Below are 22,891 nucleotides of genomic sequence, written 5' to 3' on the forward strand. Positions count from 1 at the left end.
CCGCACTCATAGGCCGACAGCTTTTCCGGATCGGGGTTGCTGTAGGCGAGCATGAACGGCGCGATCAGCAGCGCGAGGCCGATCACGCTGGCAATGCCGACGAACACCACAAGCGGCAGATAACTCTGCAATAAACTGCCCATCAAACGTCCCTGTTGTTTCGGCAGCGTGTGCGCAGATTCGCGACACATTTGGAATGATTTTAAGGCTTTAGCGCAGTGCAAAACGAGGCGCAAGACAACCAAACTTGACGTGTCCCCTGCATATTTGCCGGGGCATTCGTGAAGCCTTGCGCAGTCGTTGGACGAGCGCCGTGGACAAGCGAAAGAATGGGTGTCGACGGAGCCGCCGATGACGATTCGCGATAAGCGGAACGATACTTAAAATTGGCGCGAGAGACGGGGCTCGAACCCGCGACCTCCGGCGTGACAGGCCGGCGCTCTAACCAACTGAGCTACTCCCGCGCAGGCCGCTTTGCTTCAAAACTGCCGCGTGTTGGCTGGGGACTTAAAGGTGCGCCCCATCTTAGTCAAGGTTGTTGCGAATCCCCCTTTCGCAATAGGCGTTTTTTCGGCGCTGATGCAAAAAATGCCCTGTTTACAGGCCAAACAGCATAGGCAAGGCGCTGGCGAATCAAATAAGCCCTGATTCTACGTGTGTTATGGCACGAACAATTTTTTGGGCGACGTGGATTTCCGGCCCGCGCTCGCGCCAACTCCAGACCCCGGTGTTCGTCAGGCCGGTCAAAAAGCTCCGCATTGAAGACGCTAGGAACCGACATTTCCAGAGGAGGACCCATATGGCGAAGAAGGCATCATCCACACCGAATACCGTTACCTTGAAGCATCTCGCGGCCGCCCTGTCCGAGGATCACGAGATGTCCAAGAAGCAGACCGAAGCTCTGCTCGGCGATCTCGTCACCAAGGTGACGAAGCACCTGAAGAAGGGCGACCGCATCCGTTTGGTCGGTCTTGGCATCCTGCAGGTCCGCAAGCGCGCCGCGCGCATGGGCCGCAACCCGGCGACCGGTGAGCAGATCCACATCAAGGCGTCCAAGAAGGTGGCCTTCCGCGCCGCAAAAGAGCTCAAGGAAGCCGTTTAAGCTCGCAACGCACAAGGCGCTGATCGCGCCCGGGTCCGCGATGATTCGGATCGGCTGTCGGGTCTGCATACCCGATACGCGATCGAGATCTGTGACCTGTTGTTTTCCTGTGCCTTTTGATCATCCCGGCCCCCAAGCATTTGGGGTTCCAGGATGATTTGCTTTTTGCGAGGATGTCGCGCGGCAATCGCCCGCCGTCGCAAATGAGGTCGTCTTCCGTGACATCCCTCCCCATCAAGCACACTGTCCTCGAGCGTTTCCTGCGCTATGTCGTGATCGATACCCAGTCCGACCCGGCATCGCCGTCCTGTCCGTCCACTGCAAAGCAGAAGGACCTCGGGCGACTGCTGGCGAAGGAACTGAAGGAGATGGGTCTTGACGACGCCCATCTCGACGAAAGCGGCTATGTCTACGCGACGATCCCCTCGACCACCGCAAAGCAGGTGCCGGTAATCTGCTTCTGCGCCCACATGGACACATCGCCGGATTGCACCGGCAAGGATGTAAAACCTCAGATCGTGAAGGCTTATCAAGGCGGCGACATCGTTCTGCCGTCGGATAAAAGTCAGGTCATCCGCGTCAGCGAGCACCCGGCGCTCCGCGATCAGATCGGCAACGATATCGTCACCACAGACGGCACCACCCTGCTCGGCGCCGATAACAAAGCCGGCGTCGCCGAGATCATGGATGCCGCCAAGTTCCTGGTCGACAACCCGCAAGTGAAGCACGGCACCATCAAGATCCTGTTCACGCCCGACGAGGAGATCGGCCGCGGCGTCGATAGGGCGGACCTGCGGAAACTCGGCGCCGATTTCGGCTACACGATCGACGGCGAGACCGCCGGCCACCTCGAGGACGAAACTTTTTCGGCCGACGGCGCCACGATCGAGATCGAAGGCGTCAGCACGCATCCGGGCTTCGCCAAGGGCAAGATGGAGCATGCCATCAAGATCGCCGCGCGCATCGTCGACGCCCTGCCGAAAGAGACCTGCTCGCCCGAGACCACCGAGGGCCGCGAGGGCTTTCTGCATCCGACCGGCATCTCCGGAACGCTGGAAAGCGCGACGCTCAACCTGATCGTGCGTGATTTCACCGAGCAGGGCCTGAAACAGAAGGCGGCCCTGCTTCAGGACATCATCGGCACGGTGATGAAGGACTTTCCGCGCTCGCGCTGCAAGCTCACCATCAAGGAACAGTACCGCAACATGAAGGGGGTGGTGGATCGGCATCCCGAGATCGTCGAGAACGCGCTCGAGGCGATCCGCCGCGCGGGACTGACGCCCGTGCGCTCGTCGATCCGCGGCGGGACTGACGGCTCGCGGCTCTCGTTTATGGGCCTGCCCTGCCCCAATATCTTCGCCGGCGAGCATGCGTTCCACTCGCGGCTCGAATGGGTCAGCGTGCAGGACATGCAGGCTGCCGTCCGCACGATCGTGCACCTGGCGATGATCTTCGAGGAACAGGCTTGAGGCGGGATCGGCAATCTGCGCCCGCAGGAAAGACCCATCTTCACCCTTCGGGCTAGGCCGGAGATGCTTCGCAATGACGGCTTGCCGAGCCATAGCTCGCGGCCGCGAAAGCCGCCTTCGCCCTCCGGGCTTCGGCGCGGCAGCCTTCTCTCGCTTCGCGAGCAAAGGCTGGTGGGCGGTGACGGGATCGAACCGCCGACATCTTCGGTGTAAACGAAGCGCTCTGCCAGCTGAGCTAACCGCCCGATGCGGCTTGTTTAGCGCCGGCCTGCGTGTGGATGCAAGCTGTCACCTCTCCGCAAAGAAACGGCGCCCGAAGGCGCCGTTTCGTGTCTGGTCGAGCTGACGGACGTCAGTGCGCCGTCAACCCGGCATCGTCGCCGGTTTCCGCTTTCGGCGGGATGGCCTTGTCCTCTTCCCACTCGATCGGCACCGGCTTGCGCACCAATGCGCGGGCGATCACCTCGTCCATCCGCGAGACCGGCACGATCTCGAGACCGCCCTTGATCGCGTCGGAGATCTCGGTGAGGTCCTTGGCGTTATCTTCCGGGATCAGCACCGTCTTAATGCCACCGCGCGCGGCGGCGAGCAGTTTCTCCTTCAGACCGCCGATCGGCAGCACTCGTCCGCGCAGCGTGATCTCGCCCGTCATGGCGATGTCATGCCGGACCGGAATGCCGGTCAGCACCGAGACGATGGCAGTCGCCATCGCCACGCCGGCCGACGGACCGTCCTTCGGCGTCGCGCCTTCCGGCACGTGCACGTGGATGTCACGCCGATCGAACAGCGGCGGCTCAAGGCCGAAGGTGACGGCGCGGCTGCGGACGTAGGACGCCGCGGCCGAGATCGACTCCTTCATGACGTCGCGCAGGTTGCCAGTGACCGTCATGCGGCCCTTGCCTGGCATCATCACGCCTTCAATCGTCAGCAGCTCACCGCCGACGTCGGTCCACGCAAGACCCGTCACCACGCCGACCTGATCGTCGTTCTCGATCTCGCCGAAGCGGTACTTCGGAACGCCGAGGAACTCTTCGAGGTTCTTCTCGGTGATCTTGACCGACTTCTTCTTCGAGATCATCAGATCCTTGACCGCCTTACGGGCCAACGTAGAGAGCTCGCGTTCGAGGTTACGAACGCCCGCTTCGCGGGTGTAGCGGCGGATCATCAGAAGCAGCGCGTCGTCGTCGATCGACCACTCCTTGGAGTCGAGGCCGTGCTTCGACAGCGCGTTCGGGATCAGGTGCTTGCGCGCGATCTCGACCTTCTCGTTCTCCGTGTAGCCGGCGATGCGGATGATCTCCATGCGATCCATCAACGGCCCGGGAATATTCAGCGTATTCGCGGTTGTGATGAACATGACATTGGAGAGATCGTAGTCGACCTCGAGGTAGTGATCGTTGAACGTCGAGTTCTGCTCGGGATCGAGCACCTCAAGCAGGGCCGACGACGGGTCACCGCGGAAATCGGCGCCCATCTTGTCGATTTCGTCCAGCAGGAACAGCGGGTTGGCGGTCTTCGCCTTGCGCATCGACTGGATGATCTTACCGGGCATCGAACCGATATAGGTCCGGCGGTGGCCGCGGATCTCCGCCTCGTCGCGAACGCCGCCGAGCGAGACGCGCACGAACTCGCGGCCGGTCGCCTTCGCGATCGACTTGCCGAGCGACGTCTTGCCGACGCCGGGAGGTCCGACGAGGCACAGGATCGGTCCGGTCAGCTTGTTGGCGCGGGACTGCACGGCGAGATACTCGACGATGCGGTCCTTGACCTTCTCAAGCCCGTAGTGATCGTTGTCGAGCACTTCCTGCGCGGCATTGAGGTCCTTCTTGACCTTGGACTTCTTGCCCCACGGGATCGACAGCAGCCAGTCGAGGTAGTTGCGCACGACCGTTGCTTCCGCCGACATCGGCGACATCTGGCGCAGCTTCTTCAGCTCATGCTGCGCTTTTTCGCGCGCTTCCTTCGACAGCTTGGTCTTCGCGATCTTCTCTTCCAGGTCGGAAAGCTCGTCGCGACCTTCGTCGTCGCCGAGTTCCTTCTGGATCGCCTTCATCTGCTCATTCAGGTAGTACTCGCGCTGGGTCTTCTCCATCTGGCGCTTGACCCGCGAGCGGATGCGCTTCTCGACCTGCAGGACCGAGATTTCGCTTTCCATCAGTCCCAGCACCTTCTCCATGCGCTGGGTGACTGAGAGCGTTTCAAGAATGCCCTGACGGTCCGGAATCTTGACCGCAAGATGCGAGGCGACGGTGTCGGCGAGCTTCGGAAAATCCTTGATTTGCTGAACGACGCCGACGACTTCCGCCGAAATCTTCTTGTTCAGTTTTACATAGTTTTCGAACTCGGAGACGACCGAGCGGGCGAGCGCCTCCGCCTCGATGCTGTCGGTGTCGGTGTCCGCAAGGGGCGTCGCGGTCGCTTCATAGAACTCGCTGCGGTCCGCATATTTGCCGACCTTGGCGCGCGACAGGCCCTCGACCAGCACCTTCACGGTGTTGTCGGGAAGCTTCAGCAGCTGCAGTACGCTCGCAAGCGTGCCGAGCTCGTAGATGGAATCAGGGCTCGGATCATCGTCAGACGCATTCTTCTGCGTCGCGAGCATGATCAGCCCGTCGTTCTTCATCACCTCCTCGAGAGCCTTGATGGACTTCTCTCGGCCGACGAAGAGCGGCACGATCATGTGCGGGAAAACGACGATGTCGCGGAGCGGAAGAACCGGGTAGGTGTTGCTTTCGCCGTAAACGATGGATGGCCGGGTCTTGGAGGCTGTCATGGCCTTCAACTTCCTTTTTCTGCGCCCCCTTGCTTCGCAGCCCGCCCGAACGGCGCAACCGCCACAAGGTGCAATTTGACCGGCGACTTGCCGTCTTCGGCAGCGCAACCAAGCAGCGATCGCGCGCATCAACCGGGTCTTAAATCAGCGAATCCAAAGCACTTTTTGGATCACCGAGCGTATTAGGTGGCTATCGACGGACCCTGAGTCAAGTGAAGGAGCGCTGTGCACCTTCGCATAGACCGTTGATCTGATGACAGCTGTACGCAACCGGCAAACGGCAGACTCCGCGCGGCAGGTTCCGCCGCGCGGGACGTTTGAATCAGGCGCTGGCGCTGGTCTCGATCGCGCGATCGGAGCGATCGGCGTAAATATAGAGCGGACGCGCAGTTCCTTCGACGACTTCGCGAGAAATCACGACCTCTTCGACGCCCTCAAGGCTTGGAAGATCGAACATCGTCTCGAGCAGGATCGCCTCAAGGATCGAACGCAGGCCGCGTGCGCCGGTCTTGCGCTCGATCGCCTTGCGCGCCACCGCGCCCAACGCCTCGTCGGCAAAGGTGAGCTCGATGTTCTCCATCTCGAACAGCCGCTGATACTGCTTCACCAGAGCGTTCTTCGGCTCGGTGAGGATCTTCTTCAGCGAAGCCTCGTCGAGGTCTTCCAGGGTCGCGACCACCGGCAGGCGGCCGACGAATTCCGGGATGAGGCCGTACTTCAAGAGATCTTCCGGTTCCACCTCGCGGAAAATTTCACCGGTACGGCGGTCTTCGGGTGCCATCACCGAGGCTGCGAAGCCGATCGAGGTGGAACGGCCGCGCGCAGAGATGATCTTCTCCAGGCCCGCGAACGCGCCACCGCAGATGAACAGGATGTTGGTGGTATCGACTTGCAGGAATTCCTGCTGCGGATGCTTCCGGCCACCCTGCGGCGGAACGGAGGCGACCGTGCCTTCCATGATCTTCAAGAGCGCCTGCTGCACGCCCTCACCCGACACGTCGCGAGTGATCGACGGGTTGTCGGACTTGCGCGAAATCTTGTCGATCTCGTCGATGTAGACGATACCGCGCTGCGCACGCTCGACATTGTAGTCGGCGGACTGCAGGAGCTTCAGGATGATGTTCTCGACGTCCTCGCCGACGTAGCCGGCCTCCGTCAGCGTTGTCGCGTCAGCCATCGTGAACGGCACGTCGAGGATGCGCGCCAACGTCTGCGCCAGCAGCGTCTTACCCGAGCCGGTCGGACCGATCAGCAGGATGTTCGACTTCGCGAGCTCGACATCGTTGTGCTTGGTCTGGTGGTTCAGTCGCTTGTAGTGGTTGTGCACCGCGACCGAGAGCACCTTCTTGGCGTGGTTCTGCCCGATGACGTAGTCGTCGAGCACCTTGCAGATTTCCTTCGGCGTCGGGATGCCGTCGCGCGACTTGACCAGCGAGGATTTGTTCTCCTCGCGGATGATGTCCATGCAGAGTTCGACGCACTCGTCGCAGATGAAAACCGTCGGGCCCGCGATCAGCTTGCGGACCTCGTGCTGGCTCTTGCCGCAGAACGAGCAATAGAGCGTGTTCTTTGAATCGCTCGAACCAACTTTGCTCATTCTCTTCTCCGTCCGCCGCTCAACTACACAACTCGATCAATCTCAGCCCGCCGCCTGGCGCCCCTATGTAGGGGCAAATCTCGTACCAAAAAGGCCTGCCGATTCAGAGGCTCCTACGAATCGTCGATATTACATCAGCCTCACCAAACGCCGTCTATCCTAGCCAACCATGCTAGGGCCGCGATAATCAAGATTTAGCTAATGACTCGGCCCGCCTCAGAAAGGTTCATGCCGCTTTTACCGGCTTTTCAGGCTTGGCCAAGACCGAATTTGGGCGACCCGTGACGACAAAACCACGCTTCGGAACCGGTTCCCAAAAACGAGAGCAATTTCAGCAACCTTGGCCGTTTGAACGCCCAGCCCCGCTTCCGGAAATCGGGTCGCCGCTTCGACGACGCAGCGTGCAAAACTTCCGGCCATCGGAGAAAAACGACGTCACCGCCGAGGCTCTCGACGGTGACCGATCGCTTACGCGGCGTCAACAGTCTGCGGTTTCAGGCCGCTTTTGCAGTCGTTGGCTCGTCCGGACGCCTGTCGATCACCTTGTCGACCAGACCGAACTCCTTGGCCATTTCCGCCGTCAGGAATTTGTCGCGCTCGAGCGCGTCCTCGATCGCCTTGTAAGGCTGGCCGGTGTGCTTCACGTAGATTTCATTCAGCCGCTTCTTCAGGTTCAGGATTTCCTGGGCGTGCAGCATGATGTCGGTCGCCTGCCCCTGAAAGCCGCCGGACGGCTGATGCACCATGATGCGAGCGTTCGGCAGCGAAAAGCGCATATCCTTCTCGCCGGCGGCAAGCAGCAGCGAGCCCATGGACGCGGCCTGGCCGGTACACAGCGTCGACACCGGCGGGCGGATGAACTGCATGGTGTCGTAGATCGCAAGCCCCGATGTCACCACGCCGCCTGGCGAGTTGATGTACATCGAGATTTCCTTCTTCGGATTTTCCGCCTCGAGGAACAGAAGCTGCGCGACGACGAGCGTTGCCATGCCGTCTTCCACCGGACCGGTGATGAAGATGATGCGCTCCTTCAAGAGGCGGGAGAAAATGTCGTAGGCGCGTTCACCCCGGTTGGTCTGCTCGACGACCATGGGAACAAGGTTCATGTAGGTTTCGACCGGATCGCGCATGGCTCACCCTAGTGTTGCGAAGAGCGGAGCCGAACGGCGAAAGCGGCCGGACGCGCTTCGTGATGCAGGAGGCTTCAAGATATGGGCCGGGCGGCCCAAGGCAAGATTATTCAAAGAAGGGAATCTGATTCGGGCGGCCGCGGCAAAGCGTCCGTACCGTCCGAATCGAGCATACGAGTCACAGGGTTAACGGGCTCTGTTCAACCCGCTTCAGGAACTTCAGGCGGCCGGCGCCTGATCGTCCTTGAACAGCTCCTCGCGCGTCACCTTTTTCTCGTCCACCTTGGCGAGCTCGAGCACGAAATCCACTACCTTGTCCTCGAAGATCGGCGCGCGAAGCTGCGCCAACATCTGCGGATTGTTACGGTAGTAGTCCCAGACCTGCTTTTCCTGACCGGGGAACTGACGCGCCCGCTCGACCAGCGCACGGCTCACCTCGTCGTCCGTCACCGTAATGTTGTTCTTCTCGCCGATCTCCGACAGCACGAGGCCGAGCCGCACGCGCCTGTCGGCGATCTTGCGATAGTCCTCCTGAGCCTTTTCTTCGGTCGTGTCCTCGTCCGCGAAGGTACGGTTGACGGATTCCATCTCCTTCTTGATGGATTCCCACATCATGCCGAACTCCTGCTCGACCAGCGTCTGCGGCGGATCGAACTTGTGGGCCTCGTCGAGCTTGTCGAGTAGCTGCCGTTTGACGCGCTGACGGGTCGCACCGTCGAACTCCTGCTTGATCCGTTCGCGCGCGGCCTCTTTCAGCTTGTCGAGTGATTCAAGGCCAAGTTTCTTGGCGAATTCGTCGTCAGGCGTAATCTGTTGCGGGGTCTCGATCAGACTTGCAGTGGTGACGAACTCCGCATCCTTGCCCGCAAGTTTGTCGTTGCCGTAGTTCGTGGGGAACGTGACCTTCAGCGTACGCTCTTCGCCCTTGGCAATGCCGATGAGCTGCTCCTCGAATCCCGGAATGAACGTGTTCGAGCCGATCTGCACCGGGATGTTCTCGCTGGTGCCACCGTCGAACGGTTCACCGTCGATGGTGCCTTTGAACGAGATGGTGACACGGTCACCGGCCTCGGCCTTGGCGCCCTCGCCCTTGTCGGCAAAAGGACGGTTCTGTTCGGCGATCCTGCCGACCGCTTCATCAACGTCGACGTCCGAGACGTCGACCACTGGCTTGTCGATGGTGAACGACTTGAAGTCGGCGAGCGGGATCGGCGGGATGACCTCAATGGCGACAGTATAGTTCAGGTCCGACTTGCCTTCGAGCAGATTGTTGATCTCGTCCTGGTCGGTCGGCAGCGTCACCTTCGGCTCGGTCGCGAGCTTGAAGCCGCGCTCAGTGAAGATCTTGGCGTTGGTATCCCGCACGAGCTGGTCGATGGTCTCGGCCATGACCGATTTGCCGTAGATCTTCTTCAGATGTCCGGCCGGCACCTTGCCGGGGCGGAATCCGTTCATCCGCACCTTGTCCTTCATTTCGGCGAGCCGCTCGTCGACCTTCGCATCGAGGTCGGTGACCGGGACGCTGACCTGAAACTCGTGTTTAAGGCCTTCGGAGAGCGTTTCGTTGACTTGCATCGCCTCAATCTTCTTCTCAAGACGGCCCAGCCAAGGGCCTGATAATTCTTCGTAAACCACCGACCGCCGTTCCGGAGACCTGATCCTTCTTAATCGTTCCAGGGCGCAAGGACTGGTGCGGGCGGAGGGACTCGAACCCCCACAGCTTTCGCCACTGGAACCTAAACCCAGCGCGTCTACCAATTCCGCCACGCCCGCGAAGAGGAAAGAGGTGTTCGGGTCCGGCGGCTCAGCCGCGGGCGGCGGCTTATAACATGTCAAACTTGGCCCGCAGCAAAAAAATAACCCTCGATCGGCGGTCCGCAAGCCGCTCGCTGGACAACAGCACGCGAACGTGGTCCGCATATCTATGACTGTACGAGAACGGCCCTTTCGGCCTTCGCGGCGCGCAGTGCTCGCAGGGCTCGGCGCTGTGGTTTTGTCGCCGAACATGCCTGTGAAGGCGCAGACCACGCGGGCGCGGCGCTCGCTGCGGCTGCAGGAGGCGACGCTGCGCCTTCGCCCGGGTCAGCCGGAAACGATGGTCTGGCGTTTCACGCCCGAGATGGATGCGAACAACTGGGTCTTCCGGCGCGGCGAGACGTTGGAACTGGACCTGACCAACGCCACCGGCTCCCTGATCAACCTGAACTGGTACGGCCAGGATAATTCAGCTGGCGCGGTTCCCCTGCTCGCGCAGGCTGGAATCGCCGCCGGACAGACCGCGACCCGGGCGGTAGCGCTGCAGAAGGCAGGCACCCGGTTCTTCGAGGCACGGATCGGCAGCGAGGGTGCGACACGCCCGTTGCCATGCGGTGCCTTCGTCGTGAGGGAGACGACACCACCGGAGGTCGACCGCGATGAGCTCCTGCTGATCGAAGACTGGCGGCTCACCCCGGACGGAACGGCGATTGCTCCAGGCGAAAGCGGAACCGATACCTCGACGGTCTACACGATCAACGGCCAGCTTGACTGGATCATCGCCGCACGCACCAACCAGCGACTGCGGCTACGCTTCGTCAATGGCTGCCAGCGCGCAGTGATCGCCTTCAGGATTGCCGACCATGATGTGCGGGTGATGGCGATCGACGGTGTGCCGACGGAGCCGTTCCCCGCGCGGGACGGTCGGCTGATCCTGGCACCCGGCACGCGCGTCGATGTCATGTTCGATGCGACGCGGCCGCCGGCATCGCGCTCGCAGATCCTGCTGCATGACGGCACTGCGCCGCGACCGATCGCAACCCTGAGCTATTCGGCCGATGCACCCGTGCGCGACACCCCGCTGCCGCCTGCACCGGCCCTTCCCGACTCCGGCTTGCCGGCACGGATTCCGCTTCAGGGCGCCCAGCGCGTCGAGCTCGCGATCGGCGTTCCCGCACCGGAGGCGGACTGGGTAGCCGCCGACCGGATATCGACCCATCTCGCGCCGGCCTTCCGCGTCAAGCGCGGCCGTTCCGTCGTGCTGGCCATCAGCAACCGCGCGGCGACGCCAGTGACATTCCACATCCACGGCCATCACTTCCGTCTGCTCGACCGCCTCGACGACGGCTGGAAGCCGTTCTGGCTCGACACCTTGTTGTTCGACGCCGGGCAAACCCAGCGCATCGCCTTTCTTGCGGAGCACCCCGGCAGCTGGCTGATGGAAGCAATGGGAATCGAGTGGACCGCGCCGCGACTGCTGCGCTGGTTCGCAGTGGAGTGACACCTCAGGACCCGCTGAGCTTTTCCATCAACTTCATGGGAAGTGGAAAGACGATCGTCGAGGCGCGCTCGCCGGCGATGTTCTGCAACGCAGTGAAGTAGCGCAGCTGCATGGCTTCCGGTTGGGCGGCGAGAATTTGGCCGGCCTGAGCGAGTTTCTCGGCGGCTTGAAACTCGCCTTCCGCGTCGATCACGCGGGCGCGGCGGTTGCGCTCGGCTTCCGCTTGGCGAGCGATCGCCCTGACCATGTTTTCGTTCAGATCCACATGCTTGAGTTCGACGATCGATACCTTGATGCCCCAAGCGTCGGTCTGCTCATCGAGAATCTGGCGGATGTCCGAATTGAGTTTCTCGCGCTCGGCAAGCATCTGATCGAGATCATGCTGGCCGAGCACCGAGCGCAGCGTCGTTTGCGCGAGCTGGCTGGTCGCTTCGTTGAAATGTTCGACCTGGATGACCGCCTTCTCGGGGTCAAGGACGCGATAATACACGACAGCGTTGACTCGCACCGAAACGTTGTCGCGCGAGATGACATCCTGCGGCGGCACGTCGAAGACGCGCGTACGCAAATCGATCCGCACCATCTGCTGGATGATAGGCACGATGATGACGAGGCCAGGCCCCTTCACCCTCCACAACCGCCCGAGCAGGAACACGACGCCGCGCTCGTACTCGCGCAGAATGCGGATCGAATAGGCGAGCAGCGCGAGGAGGAGCAGGAGCGGAACGATCAATCCGGTCCAGTTTAGAATGTCGAACGCCATGGCAACCCTCCTGCTTTCAATTCTCGACGATCAGCGTGAGACCGTCCCGTCCGGTGACGCGGACCCGACCCGTCGGCTTCATGGCGCGGGAAGAGCGCGCCGACCACACCTCTCCGAAGAGGCGAACGTGGCCGCAGGTTCCGTCCCAATCGACGACAGTGGCGTCGGCGCCGACGAGCTGCTCGGCGCCGGTGGCGGCCGGCCGTCGACGCGCTTTCAGAGCGGCAGCGGCAATGCCGAAGATCAACAATACTGAAACGACCGCCGTGCCGATAATCAGCGGCAGCGACACGGCAATGTCGACGTCGCTTCCGGCATTTTCGAACAGAAAGTACGCGCCTGCGATGAACGCGGCGAGGCCACCGATGCCGAGCACACCGACGCCCGGTGTGAAGGCTTCGCCGACCATAAGGGCGAGGCCGAGCACGAGCAGCCCGAGCGCGCCGTAATTCACCGGCAGCGCCGTGAGCCCGACCAATGCCAGGATCAGGCTGATACCGCCGATCACCCCTGGGACCCACGTTCCCGGATGCCAGAACTCCAGGATCAGTCCGTAGAAGCCGATCATCAGCAGGATGAATGCAATGTTCGGATCGGAGATCACCGACAGGAGCCGTGTCCGAACGTCTGGCGCGATGAGTTCAGCGTGAGAGTTCCTGGTCGCAAGTACGATCTCGGCACCGGCGACGCTCACACGGCGCCCGTCGAGTTGAGCCAGCAGATCGTCAACCGTGGTGGCAACGATTTCGATCACGCCTTCTTTCTGCGCTTCAGTGGCCGTCAATGTCTCTGCGTCGCGCGTGGCCCTGTCCGCCCACTCGGCGTTCCGTCCGCGCAACTGCGCCAGGCTCCGCAACAACGCGACGGAATCGTTCAGCGCCTTCTGCTCGGCTGTCGTCCGCGGCTTTGTCGGCGATGCATTCCGCTCCTCCTTGGCGGGATCGGTCTGCCGCGGCTCCGGCAGAGCGGGCACGCCGCCGATCTGCACCGGAGTCGCCGCGCCGATGTTCGTCCCTGGGGCCATCGCGGCAATGTGCGAGGCATAGACCAGGAACGTGCCGGCAGACGCCGCGCGGGCGCCGCTCGGCGCGACATAGACCACCACCGGCACCGGCGATGCGACGATGCGCTGGATCAGATCGCGCGTGGACGTGACGAGCCCACCCGGCGTGTCCAACCGCACAATCAGCACGGCGGCCTTTTGATCCTGTGCCTGGTCGATCGCGCGAGACAGCTGCCGCGTGGTCGCAACGCCGATGACACCGGATATTTCGGTCAGCAGCACGCGATTGGGCGCCTGCGCCGGCGCCGCCGACGGAAGGGCGAACGCAACGACCACGGCGAGCACCAGCGCGGCGCTTGCAAAGCAACGCGCGAGAGCCGTCCTTCGGCGAACCCACGGATAGATCATTGATCCTCACGCAGCTTCAGGAAACGCCGAGACGCGGGATGTCAGCGGACATCCCGGGCATCATGCTCGAATATAGTTGCGCGAAGCCTCAGGCGCCACGGAAGCTGAACCGTGGAGTTACGGCGCGTCAGTAACTTACGCCAAACTCGTCATAGAGCCTGCGGAAGACGGCCGGCAGCACCTCCGGCAGATCCTCCGCGATCAGACCCGGCCCGGCCTCGGCACCGGCTTCACCATGCATCCACACGCCGACGCAGGCGGCTTCGAACGCGGTCACGCCTTGGGCGAGCATCGCGCAGATCATGCCGGCGAGGACATCGCCGGAGCCGGCCGTGGCCAGCCACGGCGGCGCGTTGGCGGAGATCGCAGCCCTTCCATCAGGCGATGCGACGACGGTGTCGGCGCCTTTCAGCACGACCGTCGTGCCGGAGGTGCCAGCTGCCGCTCGCGCGCGCTCGAGCTTCGAAGTCGCAGGATCGAGGCTGCCGAACAGTCGGCGGAATTCGCCGTCGTGCGGCGTCAGCACGACGCGCGCCTTGCTCGCGGCGATCGCGTCAAACAGGCGGGACGGCTCGTCGGCGAAGCTCGTGATTGCATCCGCATCCAGGACGACGCCCCGTCCGGCGCCGACCGCGGTGAGCGCCAGATCGCGCGTGCGGCTCCCGACGCCGCAGCCAGGGCCAATCACCAGCGCGTTGAAGCGCTCGTCCTGCAGCAGCTCGCCGAACTCCATCACGCTGTCGACGGGCCGCACCATGACCGCGGTCATCGCCTGCGCATTGATCGCGAGTGCCTCGCGCGGCGTGGCCAACGTCACAAGACCTGCACCGGCCCTGAGCGCGCCGCGCGCCGACAGCCGCGCTGCGCCCGTCGTCACCGCGCCACCGGAGACGATCAGCGCGTGACCGCGCGAATATTTGTGGCCATCGAGTTGCGGCAGCGGAAACGTGACCTGCCAAAGCGTCGGCATGTTCTCGAAGGTTGCGCAGCCGATTTTTTCCAGCACCGCGTCCGCTATGCCGATGTCGACCACGCGCACGCGGCCGCAATGCAGCCGGCCGGGCAGCAGCAGGTGTCCCGGCTTCTTCCGGAAGAAGGTCACGGTCTCGGTGGCATTGACCGCGATGCCCATCGCCTGCCCCGTCGAACCATTGATGCCACTCGGCAGATCGACGCTGAGCAGTGGCGCGCCGCTTCGGTTCATCGCCTCGATCATGTCGCGCGGCTCACCCTTCACCGGACGATCGAGGCCTGCACCGAACAGCGCATCGACGATCAACGCCGCGTTGCCGAGCGCTCCTGGATCCCAGGGCAGCACCCCGCCCTGCCAATCCTTCGCCGCAAACGCCGCATCTCCCTTCAGCGTCTCGCGCCGGCAGAGCAGCATCACCGACACGTCGTGGCCCATCTTGGCGAGCTCCGATGCCGCAACGAACCCGTCACCGCCGTTGTTGCCGCGACCGGCGACGACCAGAATAGGGCCGTCGCCCGCTAGATCTGCCGCCGCCTCCGCGACAGCAAGGCCGGCGCGCTGCATCAGCGCGTAACCGCTCGTGCCCGCCGCGATGGACAATTGGTCGGCGCGCATCATTTCAGCATTGGTGAGCAGTTCAGTGGCCACATGCTGCTCCAGGTCTGCACGCTCGCAACGCAGTGCGCCTCCAGATAAGGCACCGCGCGCGAGCTGGGCGGGCATTCATGGCTGAATATGCGCAGAAAATGTGCATAATGCCTATTCTTGCAGCAGAATGTCGGCCACGACCGTCTTTCCGAGCCGTCCGGAACGCTGGTAATGACCTGATAACACGCCGCTTTCGCCCTGCGAAGCCAACTGGCACGGAGCCTGCTTTAAGCTGGGCGCAATTGGCTTCGAACCAATGGAAGTGCCGGGAGACGTTCAGTGAAAAAGATCGAGGCCATCATCAAGCCATTCAAGCTCGACGAGGTGAAGGAAGCGCTTCAGGAAGTCGGGCTGCAGGGCATCACGGTCACCGAGGCGAAAGGCTTCGGGCGGCAGAAGGGCCATGCGGAACTCTATCGTGGCGCCGAGTACATCGTCGATTTCCTGCCGAAGGTTAAAATCGAGATTGTGATCGCCGATGATCTGGTCGAAAAGGCCATCGAAGCGATCCGGCGCGCGGCCCAGACCGGGCGGATCGGCGACGGCAAGATTTTCGTATCCAACATCGAAGAAGCCATTCGCATCCGAACGGGCGAATCCGGGCTGGATGCAATTTGACTTTTCAATCAAGAAGTCCTGAAGACACCACCATCGGCCGCGCGACGCTGCCAAAACGCGAAGACCTGTCAAACTAAGGGGTATCCATGACGACCGCTAAAGACGTCCTGAAGAAGATCAAGGACAACGACGTGAAGTACGTCGACTTCCGCTTCACCGACCCGCGCGGCAAGTGGCAGCACGTGACGTTCGACGTGTCGATGATCGAAGAGGACACCTTCGCCGAAGGCATCATGTTCGACGGCTCGTCCATCGCCGGCTGGAAGGCGATCAACGAATCCGACATGTGCCTGATGCCCGACCCGGTGACTGCCACGATCGACCCGTTCTTTGCCGAGACGACGCTCGTGCTGACCTGCGACGTGCTCGAGCCGACCACCGGCGAGCCCTACAACCGCGATCCGCGCGGTATCGCCAAGAAGGCCGAGGCGATGGTGAAGTCGATGGGCGTGGGCGACAGCGTGTTCGTCGGTCCCGAGGCCGAATTCTTCGTGTTCGACGACGTGCGCTACTCGGCAACGCCGTACAACACCGGCTTCAAGCTCGACCAGGTCGAGTTGCCGATCAACTCCGATACCGACTATGAGGGTGGCAACCTCGGCCACCGCATCCGCACCAAGGCCGGCTACTTCCCGGTCCCGCCGCAGGACTCGGTGCAGGACATGCGCTCGGAGATGCTCGGCGCGATGGCCAAGATGGGCGTCAAGGTCGAGAAGCATCACCACGAAGTGGCGTCCGCCCAGCACGAGCTCGGCATGAAGTTCGACACGCTGACGCTGATGGCCGACCAGATGCAGATCTACAAGTACTGCATTCACCAGGTCGCACACATCTACGGCAAGACGGCCACCTTCATGCCGAAGCCGGTCTACGGCGACAATGGCTCGGGCATGCACGTGCACCAGTCGATCTGGAAGGAAGGCAAGCCGGTGTTCGCCGGCAACAAGTACGCCGACCTGTCGGAGATGTGCCTGAACTACATCGGCGGCATCATCAAGCACGCCAAGGCCATTAACGCCTTCACCAACCCATCGACCAACTCCTACAAGCGCCTGGTCCCGGGTTATGAAGCGCCGGTGCTACTCGCCTACTCGGCGCGCAACCGCTCCGCCTCGTGCCGCATTCCCTACACCACCTCGCCGAAGGCCAAGCGCGTGGAAGTCCGCTTCCCCGACCCGATGGCCAATCCGTATCTCGGCTTCGCGGCGATGCTGATGGCCGGCCTCGACGGCATCAAGAACAAGATCGATCCGGGTCCGGCCATGGACAAGGATCTGTACGATCTGCCGAAGGAAGAGCTGAAGTCTATCCCGACGGTTTGCGGCAGCCTGCGTGAGGCGCTGGAAAACCTCGACAAGGATCGCGCCTTCCTGAAGAATGGCGGCGTATTCGACGACGACTTCATCGACAGCTACATCGAGCTGAAGATGACCGAAGTCGAGCGATTCGAAATGACGCCGCATCCGGTCGAGTTCGAGATGTACTACTCGCAGTAATCACTGCTTTGGGGGCGACCCGCGCGTTGGCCGCGCTGGGTCGGCAAGCAAAAGGCGCTCCGCAAGGGGCGCCTTTTGTCTTTGGTGGCTGCCTTTCGCCCTGCAGGCTGCGGCGAGACAAGCCAATCTGTTCTCCGTCGTAGCCGGGCTGGAGTTCATGGCCGTTCCACGAACGGCGCCGCGTGATTCACCTATGGCGCGGCATCATAACGGCCACCGTATCCCGATAGCCGAGCATGAAGAGCTGCACCGCAATTTCTGAAAAATTGAACTCCTATGAAGATCCTACGGGTGACGCCGCGGAGGCTTGAACCACCGCCATTGCGAGCGTAGCGAAGCAATCCAGCGCCGAACCTGCCATAACTGCCGCGCTGGATTGCTTCGGGCTGCGCCCTCGCAATGACGAATGGTCGGCCAGGGTATCGTTTCGCTCCTCCCGGGCTACAGGTCTTCGCTCCTCACTACTCACCCCTTGATCCACATCGCACATTCGGCAACAACTGACCTCTCATATTCGAGGACAATGCGTGACCAACTCGCTTGAAACGCAGGTAAATCCCGATCGCTCGCTTGCCGCATCGATCGCGCTCGGCGGCTGCGCGATCGCCGGCTTCGTGGCGCTGCTTGCGATTGCGTGGCACGCGGCCGGGACCATCCTCCTGCTGTTCTCCGGCGTGCTGTTCGGCATCTTTCTTGTCGCGCTCACGAACCTGCTCGACCGCCTCATCGGCGGCTCGCATGTGCTGCGGCTGGTGATCGTCTGTTTGTTTCTGACCGGCCTGTTCACTACTGTGATCGCGCTCGGCGGCGCGACCATCGCCCAGCAGGCGACCGCGCTGTCGGCCACCATCCGCTCCCAGGTCGGCAACGTCAGGACGTTTCTGGAAGAGCGTGGGGTCAATACGAACTTCTTGACGCTCGACACACCAACTGCATCTGCTCCCGCGGAGGGACAGCAACGACCGGCACCGCCGAGCCGACCGGACTTTCCGAGCGCGAGCACCATCGCATCCGGCACGAGCGCCATCGTCGCCCAGACCTGGAAGGTACTCTCCGGCCTGATCGAGACGGTCGGCAACATCTTCATCATCATTCTCTTGGGCCTGCTGATCGCCGCCCAACCGAGCCTTTATCGCAACGGCGCGCTGCGCTTCGTGCCCCAACGCTACAAGCAGGACGCCGCGGCACTTGCGGACGACATCGGCGAAACGCTGCGGCGCTGGCTGATGGGCCAGCTCATGACGATGACGTCGATCTTCATCATCACCTGGATCGGCCTGGCCCTGATCGGAATTCCGGGCTCGCTGGTGCTCGGCTTCATCGCCGGCTTCCTGTCGTTCATTCCGAACGTCGGCGCCGTGCTGGCCGGCGTCCTCATCGTGCTTGCGAGCCTGGGTTCGGGCCTCGCGGCCGTGGTCTTCTCCTTTGGCCTTTATCTCCTGGTGCAATTTCTCGAAGGCAACATCCTGACACCGCTGATCCAGCGCCACGCGATCAATATTCCTCCAGCCACGCTGTTCGCCGCGCAGATTTTCTTAGGCTTCCTGTTCGGCCTGTGGGGGCTGGCACTGGCGCTGCCCATGATCGCCATCACTAACGTTGTGCTGAAGCATCGTTTCCCCGACGACAGCGCTGGTGCGGTTCCAGGGTAGTGCTTCGCACGCGTGGGCGTCACACGCGCTTCAAACGCGTGTGATGGGTTAGAACCATTCAAGACTTCCTAGCCCAACGCGTGGTAGCAGCGGCACATGTCAAACGATCGAGACGTCACGAACTCAGAAAACCACACCCGCTCGCAGCTTGCCGAAAGCTCGCAGGATGTCGGCGTCAATCGAAGCGCCAACGCGACCATCGGCGACATCATCGCGGCCCGCTTTTCACGGCGAGATTTCGCCAAGGGAGCGCTGGGCGTCGCAGCGATTGCCGCCACCACCGGTTCGCTGGCGTTCGACACCGCCAACGCGCAGGCAGGCGCGCCTGCGGCCGCCTCACGGTTTGGCTTCAACGAGGTTGAAGCCAAGGTCGAGCCGAACCACGCAGTCGCAGACGGCCACGACGCCGACATTCTGATCCGCTGGGGCGATCCGGTGCTGCCCGGCGCGCCCGCATTCGATCCGCACGCGCAGACGTCAGAGTCGCAATCCAAGCAGTTCGGCTACAATAACGACTTTCTCGGCTACTTTCCGATGCCTGGTGCCGCGAACCCTTCGGCGCATGGCCTGCTCGTGGCGAACCATGAGTACACCAACGAGGAGCTGATGTTTCCCGGCGTCGGCCGCCAGGACGTACGTAGCGTCGCCTTCGCCAAGATGACGCCCGAGTTGGCGGCGGTCGAGATGGCCGCGCATGGCGGCAGCGTGATCGAGATCCGCCGCGAGGGCGGCAAGTGGTCGGTCGTGCCGAACTCGAAATATGCGCGCCGCATCGATGCCACGACTCCGATGGAGATCACCGGACCTGCCGCCGGCCATCCCCGCCTCAAGACGAAGGACGATCCAACCGGCAAGCGCGTGCTCGGCATGGTGAACAACTGCGCGGGCGGCGTGACACCATGGGGCACATGGCTCACCTGCGAAGAGAACACGAATTTCTACTTCTTCGGCGCGCTGGACGAACAGCATGCGGAGGCCAAGAACCACAAGCGCTACGGCATCCCCGGCAACGTTCAGGCCTGGGGCAAATACCACGATCGCTTCGCGCTCGCCAAGGAGCCGACTGAGCCCAATCGTTTCGGCTGGATTGTCGAAATCGATCCGTTCGACCCATCCTCAACGCCGAAGAAACGCACCGCGCTCGGCCGCCTGAAGCACGAGGGCGCGGCGGGCACCATCAACAAGGATGGACGCTATATCGTCTATACTGGTGACGACGAGCGCTTCGACTACGTCTACCGCTTCGTCACCAACGCGCGCGTCGACCGCGACAATCCGAAGGCCAATGCCGACATTCTCGACAACGGCACGCTGTCGGTCGCACGCTACAATGCCGACGGCACGCTGACCTGGTTGCCGATCGTCTTCGGCGAAGGCCCCCTCTCCCCGGACAACGGCTTTCACAATCAGGCGGACGTTCTGATCGAGACGCGACGCGCGGCCGATCTGCTTGGCGCCACGAAGATGGACCGGCCGGAGGATATCGAAACCAGTCCCGTGACGAACAAAGTCTATGTCGCACTGACCAACAACAACCGCCGGAAGGCGGAGCAGATCGACGCGGCCAATCCGCGCACCGACAATCGCTTCGGCCACATCATCGAGATGGTTCCTCCGGACGGCGATCATGCCGCCCAGACGTATCGTTGGGAAATTCTGGTTCGCTGCGGTGATCCGGCCATCGCCGATGTCGGCGCGACGTTCTCGTCGGAAACCACGCGCAACGGCTGGTTCGGCATGCCCGACAATCTGGCCATCGACCATCAAGGGCGGCTTTGGGTCGCGACCGACGGCAACTCCGGCGCAAGCACGGGCCGCGCGGACGGCGTCTGGGGCGTGGAGACTGAAGGCGCCGCACGCGGGACCTCGCGTCACTTCTATCGCGCGCCGGCCGGCGCTGAACTCTGCGGCCCATGCTTCACGCCGGACGGCGAGACGCTGTTCGTATCCATTCAGCACCCGGGCGAAGCCGACGACGACAACGGGCCTGCGGCAACGTTCGAAAACCCGTCAACCCGCTGGCCGGATTTCAAGCCGGACATGCCCCCACGCCCCTCGATCGTGGCGATCACCCGCAAGAGCGGCGGCAAGATCGGCGTGTGATACCGCGCACAGCGGCAATCTACCGTCATTGCGATCCGGCTTCGCCCTTCGGGCTACGCCGGGGCAAGGCAAAGCGACTTGTCCGTCGTAATTGGAACACGTCCGAGGTTGCGGCAACTGCTGGGTTGGATTGCTTCGTCGCCCTAGGCGACGACGGCGACGCCGTTCTTCGAGCGGCTATGCCTCGCAATGACGATGGGGTTGGCGGTTCACCAACTGGAGACCCGATCTAGACCGTTGCCAGCAGAACAACGCAGGCGATTGCCAGAACGCAGCCCCAGAACGTGATGACCGGCCAATCGTTCGGCTTGCGATAGCGGCCCTCTGCGCGCCGCTCGTCGATCAGCGCCGCCTCGTATTCGGCGGAAGTCGAAAACATGCAGGCAAAGCCGTTGCGCGCGGAAGCGGCGATCTCCTCGAGCGAGCTCGAAGGCACTTGCTGGCTGTTGCTGCGAGTGGGCGACATCGATGATGCTATAGAAGTGCAGTGGTAAATGGAGCGTTTAGTGGCGGCGCTGCGGCCGTCGAATCCAGAACATCGCTGCTGTTGCCGGTCGAGTCCGGCTTAACTGGTCAGACGCCGAGGCTCTCGAAGTGGTGCACCACCGTCGGCTGCTTCGCCGGCTGTTGCACGGCGCGCAGTCGTTGCTGATCGAGCGAGAGCGGCTCCTCGGTTGCGATCTCGACGCGGTTCCGTCCGCCGCGCTTGGCACGATAGAGCGCGGTGTCGGCTGCCGCCAGGAGCGCGCTGAATCCGGTGCCGGGCGGTCCGCCCGCAACACCAATGCTGACGCTGGTGGCAAGCGGCGTCTCATCAACCTGCACGCCGGCGTTCGCGAACACCGCGCGCACCCGCTCCGCCGCGGTCGCCGCGTCCTCGACCGAGCATGGCAGCATCGCGGCGAACTCCTCGCCACCGACACGTCCGACGATGTCGGTGATGCGAAGCGTGTGCACGAGCACATTCGCAAACAGTTTCAGGATTTCATCGCCCGCCGGATGGCCAAACCGATCGTTGACCGCCTTGAAATGGTCGATGTCGAAGATCAGCACCGTCACCGGGCGGCCTGCCGCCTCCTCGCGCTCGATCATCCGGCTTGTCAGCTCGGCAAAACCACGACGATTGAAGAGGCCGGTCAGCGGGTCGATGGACGCTGCGGTCTTATGCGCCTTCACTGCGCGCTCGGACACCAGCATGAAGATGATAAAGACCGTGCCGACGGCATAGAGCACAATCTCGATCGCGAACGCCGCAACCCAGCCGCTGCGCACGTCAAGCACGCCACCGCTGCGCAGGACGTCGCCGAGCAGGATCGGCAGCATCAGAACGCCGCCGTGCATCGCCGGGATCGCCACCGCCGGCCAGCGCGACTTGAGGGTCTTTCGCCGTTCCGACCACAGCTCGTTGGCCGTGATCGCCGCGTAACCTGCGACAATCGCCGTGCCGATGATCACACGCAAGCTCGACGGGCCCGGCAGGCCAAAGCCGACGCCGGCCCAGACCGCCGCGCCGGCGAGAATTCCGGGCCATGAGGTGGCGCGGCCGTGAAAAACCCGCGCCGCATTCCAGACGAGGCCACAAGCAACAAAGCCCACCATCGTCAACACAACTTCCGCTGCCGGAGGAATCAGGGTGCCGGCGAGCGCCGTGACCGCGACGGTGACGCCGCCGAGAATATAGGCTGCACTCCACCAGCCGAGCGCGGGGATCCGCTCCTGCCGCCAGAAGAACAGGAGCAAGCCGCCGAGCATCACTGCGACCAGCGAGGCCACAAGATATAGAGTCGAAATATCAAGCGACATGAAACCCCGTGACTGTGCCCTAAAGCGATCAGCTAACGCCGGATCGTTTCTCCTCCTCAGCCGGCGCTCAGGCTAGGGCGACTGTCTTGGCAAAGGG

The 22,891-nt window shown here is 62.6% G+C and carries 16 protein-coding genes, 3 tRNA genes and 1 pseudogene; 7 read left to right on the plus strand and 13 right to left on the minus strand.

The genetic code is table 11. The features are described from left to right. Together RCO31_RS00005 and RCO31_RS00010 are read right to left on the minus strand one after the other, a co-directional pair. A pseudogene (locus RCO31_RS00005) lies at positions 1-143 on the minus strand (NADH-quinone oxidoreductase subunit A); the annotation flags it as partial. Between the two features lie 244 nt (positions 144-387). Beyond that, positions 388-464 (minus strand) — tRNA-Asp (locus tag RCO31_RS00010). Between the two features lie 335 nt (positions 465-799). On the opposite strand from RCO31_RS00010, the gene RCO31_RS00015 reads away from it, so the two are divergent. After that, on the plus strand, positions 800-1,102 hold the full coding sequence (locus tag RCO31_RS00015; RefSeq protein ID WP_308966118.1) for an HU family DNA-binding protein: 303 nt from the start codon (positions 800-802) through the stop codon (positions 1,100-1,102). A 203-nt stretch (positions 1,103-1,305) separates the two neighbouring features. Further along, positions 1,306-2,571: a peptidase T gene (gene pepT, locus RCO31_RS00020; RefSeq protein WP_374991396.1), complete on the plus strand. Its 1,266-nt coding sequence runs from the start codon at positions 1,306-1,308 to the stop codon at positions 2,569-2,571. A 169-nt stretch (positions 2,572-2,740) separates the two neighbouring features. Here the strand turns inward: pepT and RCO31_RS00025 are convergent. The 6 genes from RCO31_RS00025 to RCO31_RS00050 all read right to left on the minus strand — a co-directional run bounded on the left by RCO31_RS00025 (position 2,741) and on the right by RCO31_RS00050 (position 9,844). Beyond that, positions 2,741-2,816: transfer RNA gene (locus tag RCO31_RS00025), tRNA-Val, on the minus strand. Between the two features lie 107 nt (positions 2,817-2,923). Then, positions 2,924-5,344 carry an endopeptidase La gene (gene lon / locus RCO31_RS00030; protein WP_308966120.1) on the minus strand — a complete coding sequence of 807 codons (2,421 nt, stop codon included), beginning with the start codon at positions 5,342-5,344 and terminating at the stop codon, positions 2,924-2,926. Between the two features lie 322 nt (positions 5,345-5,666). Then, on the minus strand, positions 5,667-6,941 hold the full coding sequence (clpX, locus tag RCO31_RS00035) for an ATP-dependent Clp protease ATP-binding subunit ClpX (protein WP_308966121.1): 1,275 nt from the start codon (positions 6,939-6,941) through the stop codon (positions 5,667-5,669). 494 nt (positions 6,942-7,435) lie between these two features. Beyond that, on the minus strand, positions 7,436-8,071 hold the full coding sequence (locus RCO31_RS00040) for an ATP-dependent Clp protease proteolytic subunit (RefSeq protein ID WP_308966122.1): 636 nt from the start codon (positions 8,069-8,071) through the stop codon (positions 7,436-7,438). Positions 8,072-8,290: 219 nt separating this feature from the next. Then, positions 8,291-9,646: a trigger factor gene (tig, locus tag RCO31_RS00045; protein WP_308966123.1), complete on the minus strand. Its 1,356-nt coding sequence runs from the start codon at positions 9,644-9,646 to the stop codon at positions 8,291-8,293. A 113-nt stretch (positions 9,647-9,759) separates the two neighbouring features. Next, positions 9,760-9,844, minus strand: a tRNA-Leu gene (locus RCO31_RS00050). A 232-nt stretch (positions 9,845-10,076) separates the two neighbouring features. Here RCO31_RS00050 and RCO31_RS00055 point away from each other — a divergent pair. Next, positions 10,077-11,327 (plus strand): multicopper oxidase domain-containing protein, encoded by a 1,251-nt coding sequence (locus tag RCO31_RS00055; RefSeq protein ID WP_308966124.1) that lies wholly within the window; start codon positions 10,077-10,079, stop codon positions 11,325-11,327. Between the two features lie 4 nt (positions 11,328-11,331). Here RCO31_RS00055 and RCO31_RS00060 read toward each other — a convergent pair whose 3' ends face one another. The 3 genes from RCO31_RS00060 to RCO31_RS00070 form a co-directional block, all read right to left on the minus strand. After that, positions 11,332-12,090, minus strand: a complete 759-nt coding sequence (locus RCO31_RS00060) for a slipin family protein (RefSeq protein WP_308966125.1) — start codon at positions 12,088-12,090, stop codon at positions 11,332-11,334. Between the two features lie 16 nt (positions 12,091-12,106). After that, a complete protein-coding gene (locus RCO31_RS00065) occupies positions 12,107-13,501 on the minus strand; it encodes a nodulation protein NfeD (RefSeq protein WP_308966126.1) in 1,395 nt (464 codons plus the stop codon). A gap of 127 nt (positions 13,502-13,628) precedes the next feature. Continuing rightward, positions 13,629-15,092 (minus strand): NAD(P)H-hydrate dehydratase, encoded by a 1,464-nt coding sequence (locus tag RCO31_RS00070; protein WP_308966372.1) that lies wholly within the window; start codon positions 15,090-15,092, stop codon positions 13,629-13,631. A 309-nt stretch (positions 15,093-15,401) separates the two neighbouring features. Between RCO31_RS00070 and RCO31_RS00075 the strand changes: the two genes are divergently transcribed. The 4 genes from RCO31_RS00075 to RCO31_RS00090 all read left to right on the plus strand — a co-directional run bounded on the left by RCO31_RS00075 (position 15,402) and on the right by RCO31_RS00090 (position 20,991). Beyond that, positions 15,402-15,740, plus strand: coding sequence for a P-II family nitrogen regulator (locus tag RCO31_RS00075; RefSeq protein ID WP_308966127.1), 339 nt, complete (start codon positions 15,402-15,404; stop codon positions 15,738-15,740). Positions 15,741-15,826: 86 nt separating this feature from the next. Beyond that, positions 15,827-17,236, plus strand: coding sequence for a type I glutamate--ammonia ligase (glnA, locus tag RCO31_RS00080; protein ID WP_308966128.1), 1,410 nt, complete (start codon positions 15,827-15,829; stop codon positions 17,234-17,236). A 527-nt stretch (positions 17,237-17,763) separates the two neighbouring features. Beyond that, a complete protein-coding gene (locus RCO31_RS00085) occupies positions 17,764-18,888 on the plus strand; it encodes an AI-2E family transporter (protein WP_308966129.1) in 1,125 nt (374 codons plus the stop codon). A gap of 96 nt (positions 18,889-18,984) precedes the next feature. Then, positions 18,985-20,991 (plus strand): PhoX family phosphatase, encoded by a 2,007-nt coding sequence (locus RCO31_RS00090; protein WP_308966130.1) that lies wholly within the window; start codon positions 18,985-18,987, stop codon positions 20,989-20,991. Between the two features lie 229 nt (positions 20,992-21,220). Here RCO31_RS00090 and RCO31_RS00095 read toward each other — a convergent pair whose 3' ends face one another. Beyond that, positions 21,221-21,457 carry a hypothetical protein gene (locus tag RCO31_RS00095; protein ID WP_308966131.1) on the minus strand — a complete coding sequence of 79 codons (237 nt, stop codon included), beginning with the start codon at positions 21,455-21,457 and terminating at the stop codon, positions 21,221-21,223. 107 nt (positions 21,458-21,564) lie between these two features. Beyond that, a complete protein-coding gene (locus RCO31_RS00100) occupies positions 21,565-22,794 on the minus strand; it encodes a GGDEF domain-containing protein (protein WP_308966132.1) in 1,230 nt (409 codons plus the stop codon). Positions 22,795-22,891 lie beyond the last annotated feature (97 nt).

Origin of the sequence: Bradyrhizobium sp. LHD-71 (genome assembly GCF_031157255.1) — a bacterium.
GTDB lineage: Bacteria > Pseudomonadota > Alphaproteobacteria > Rhizobiales > Xanthobacteraceae > P52-10.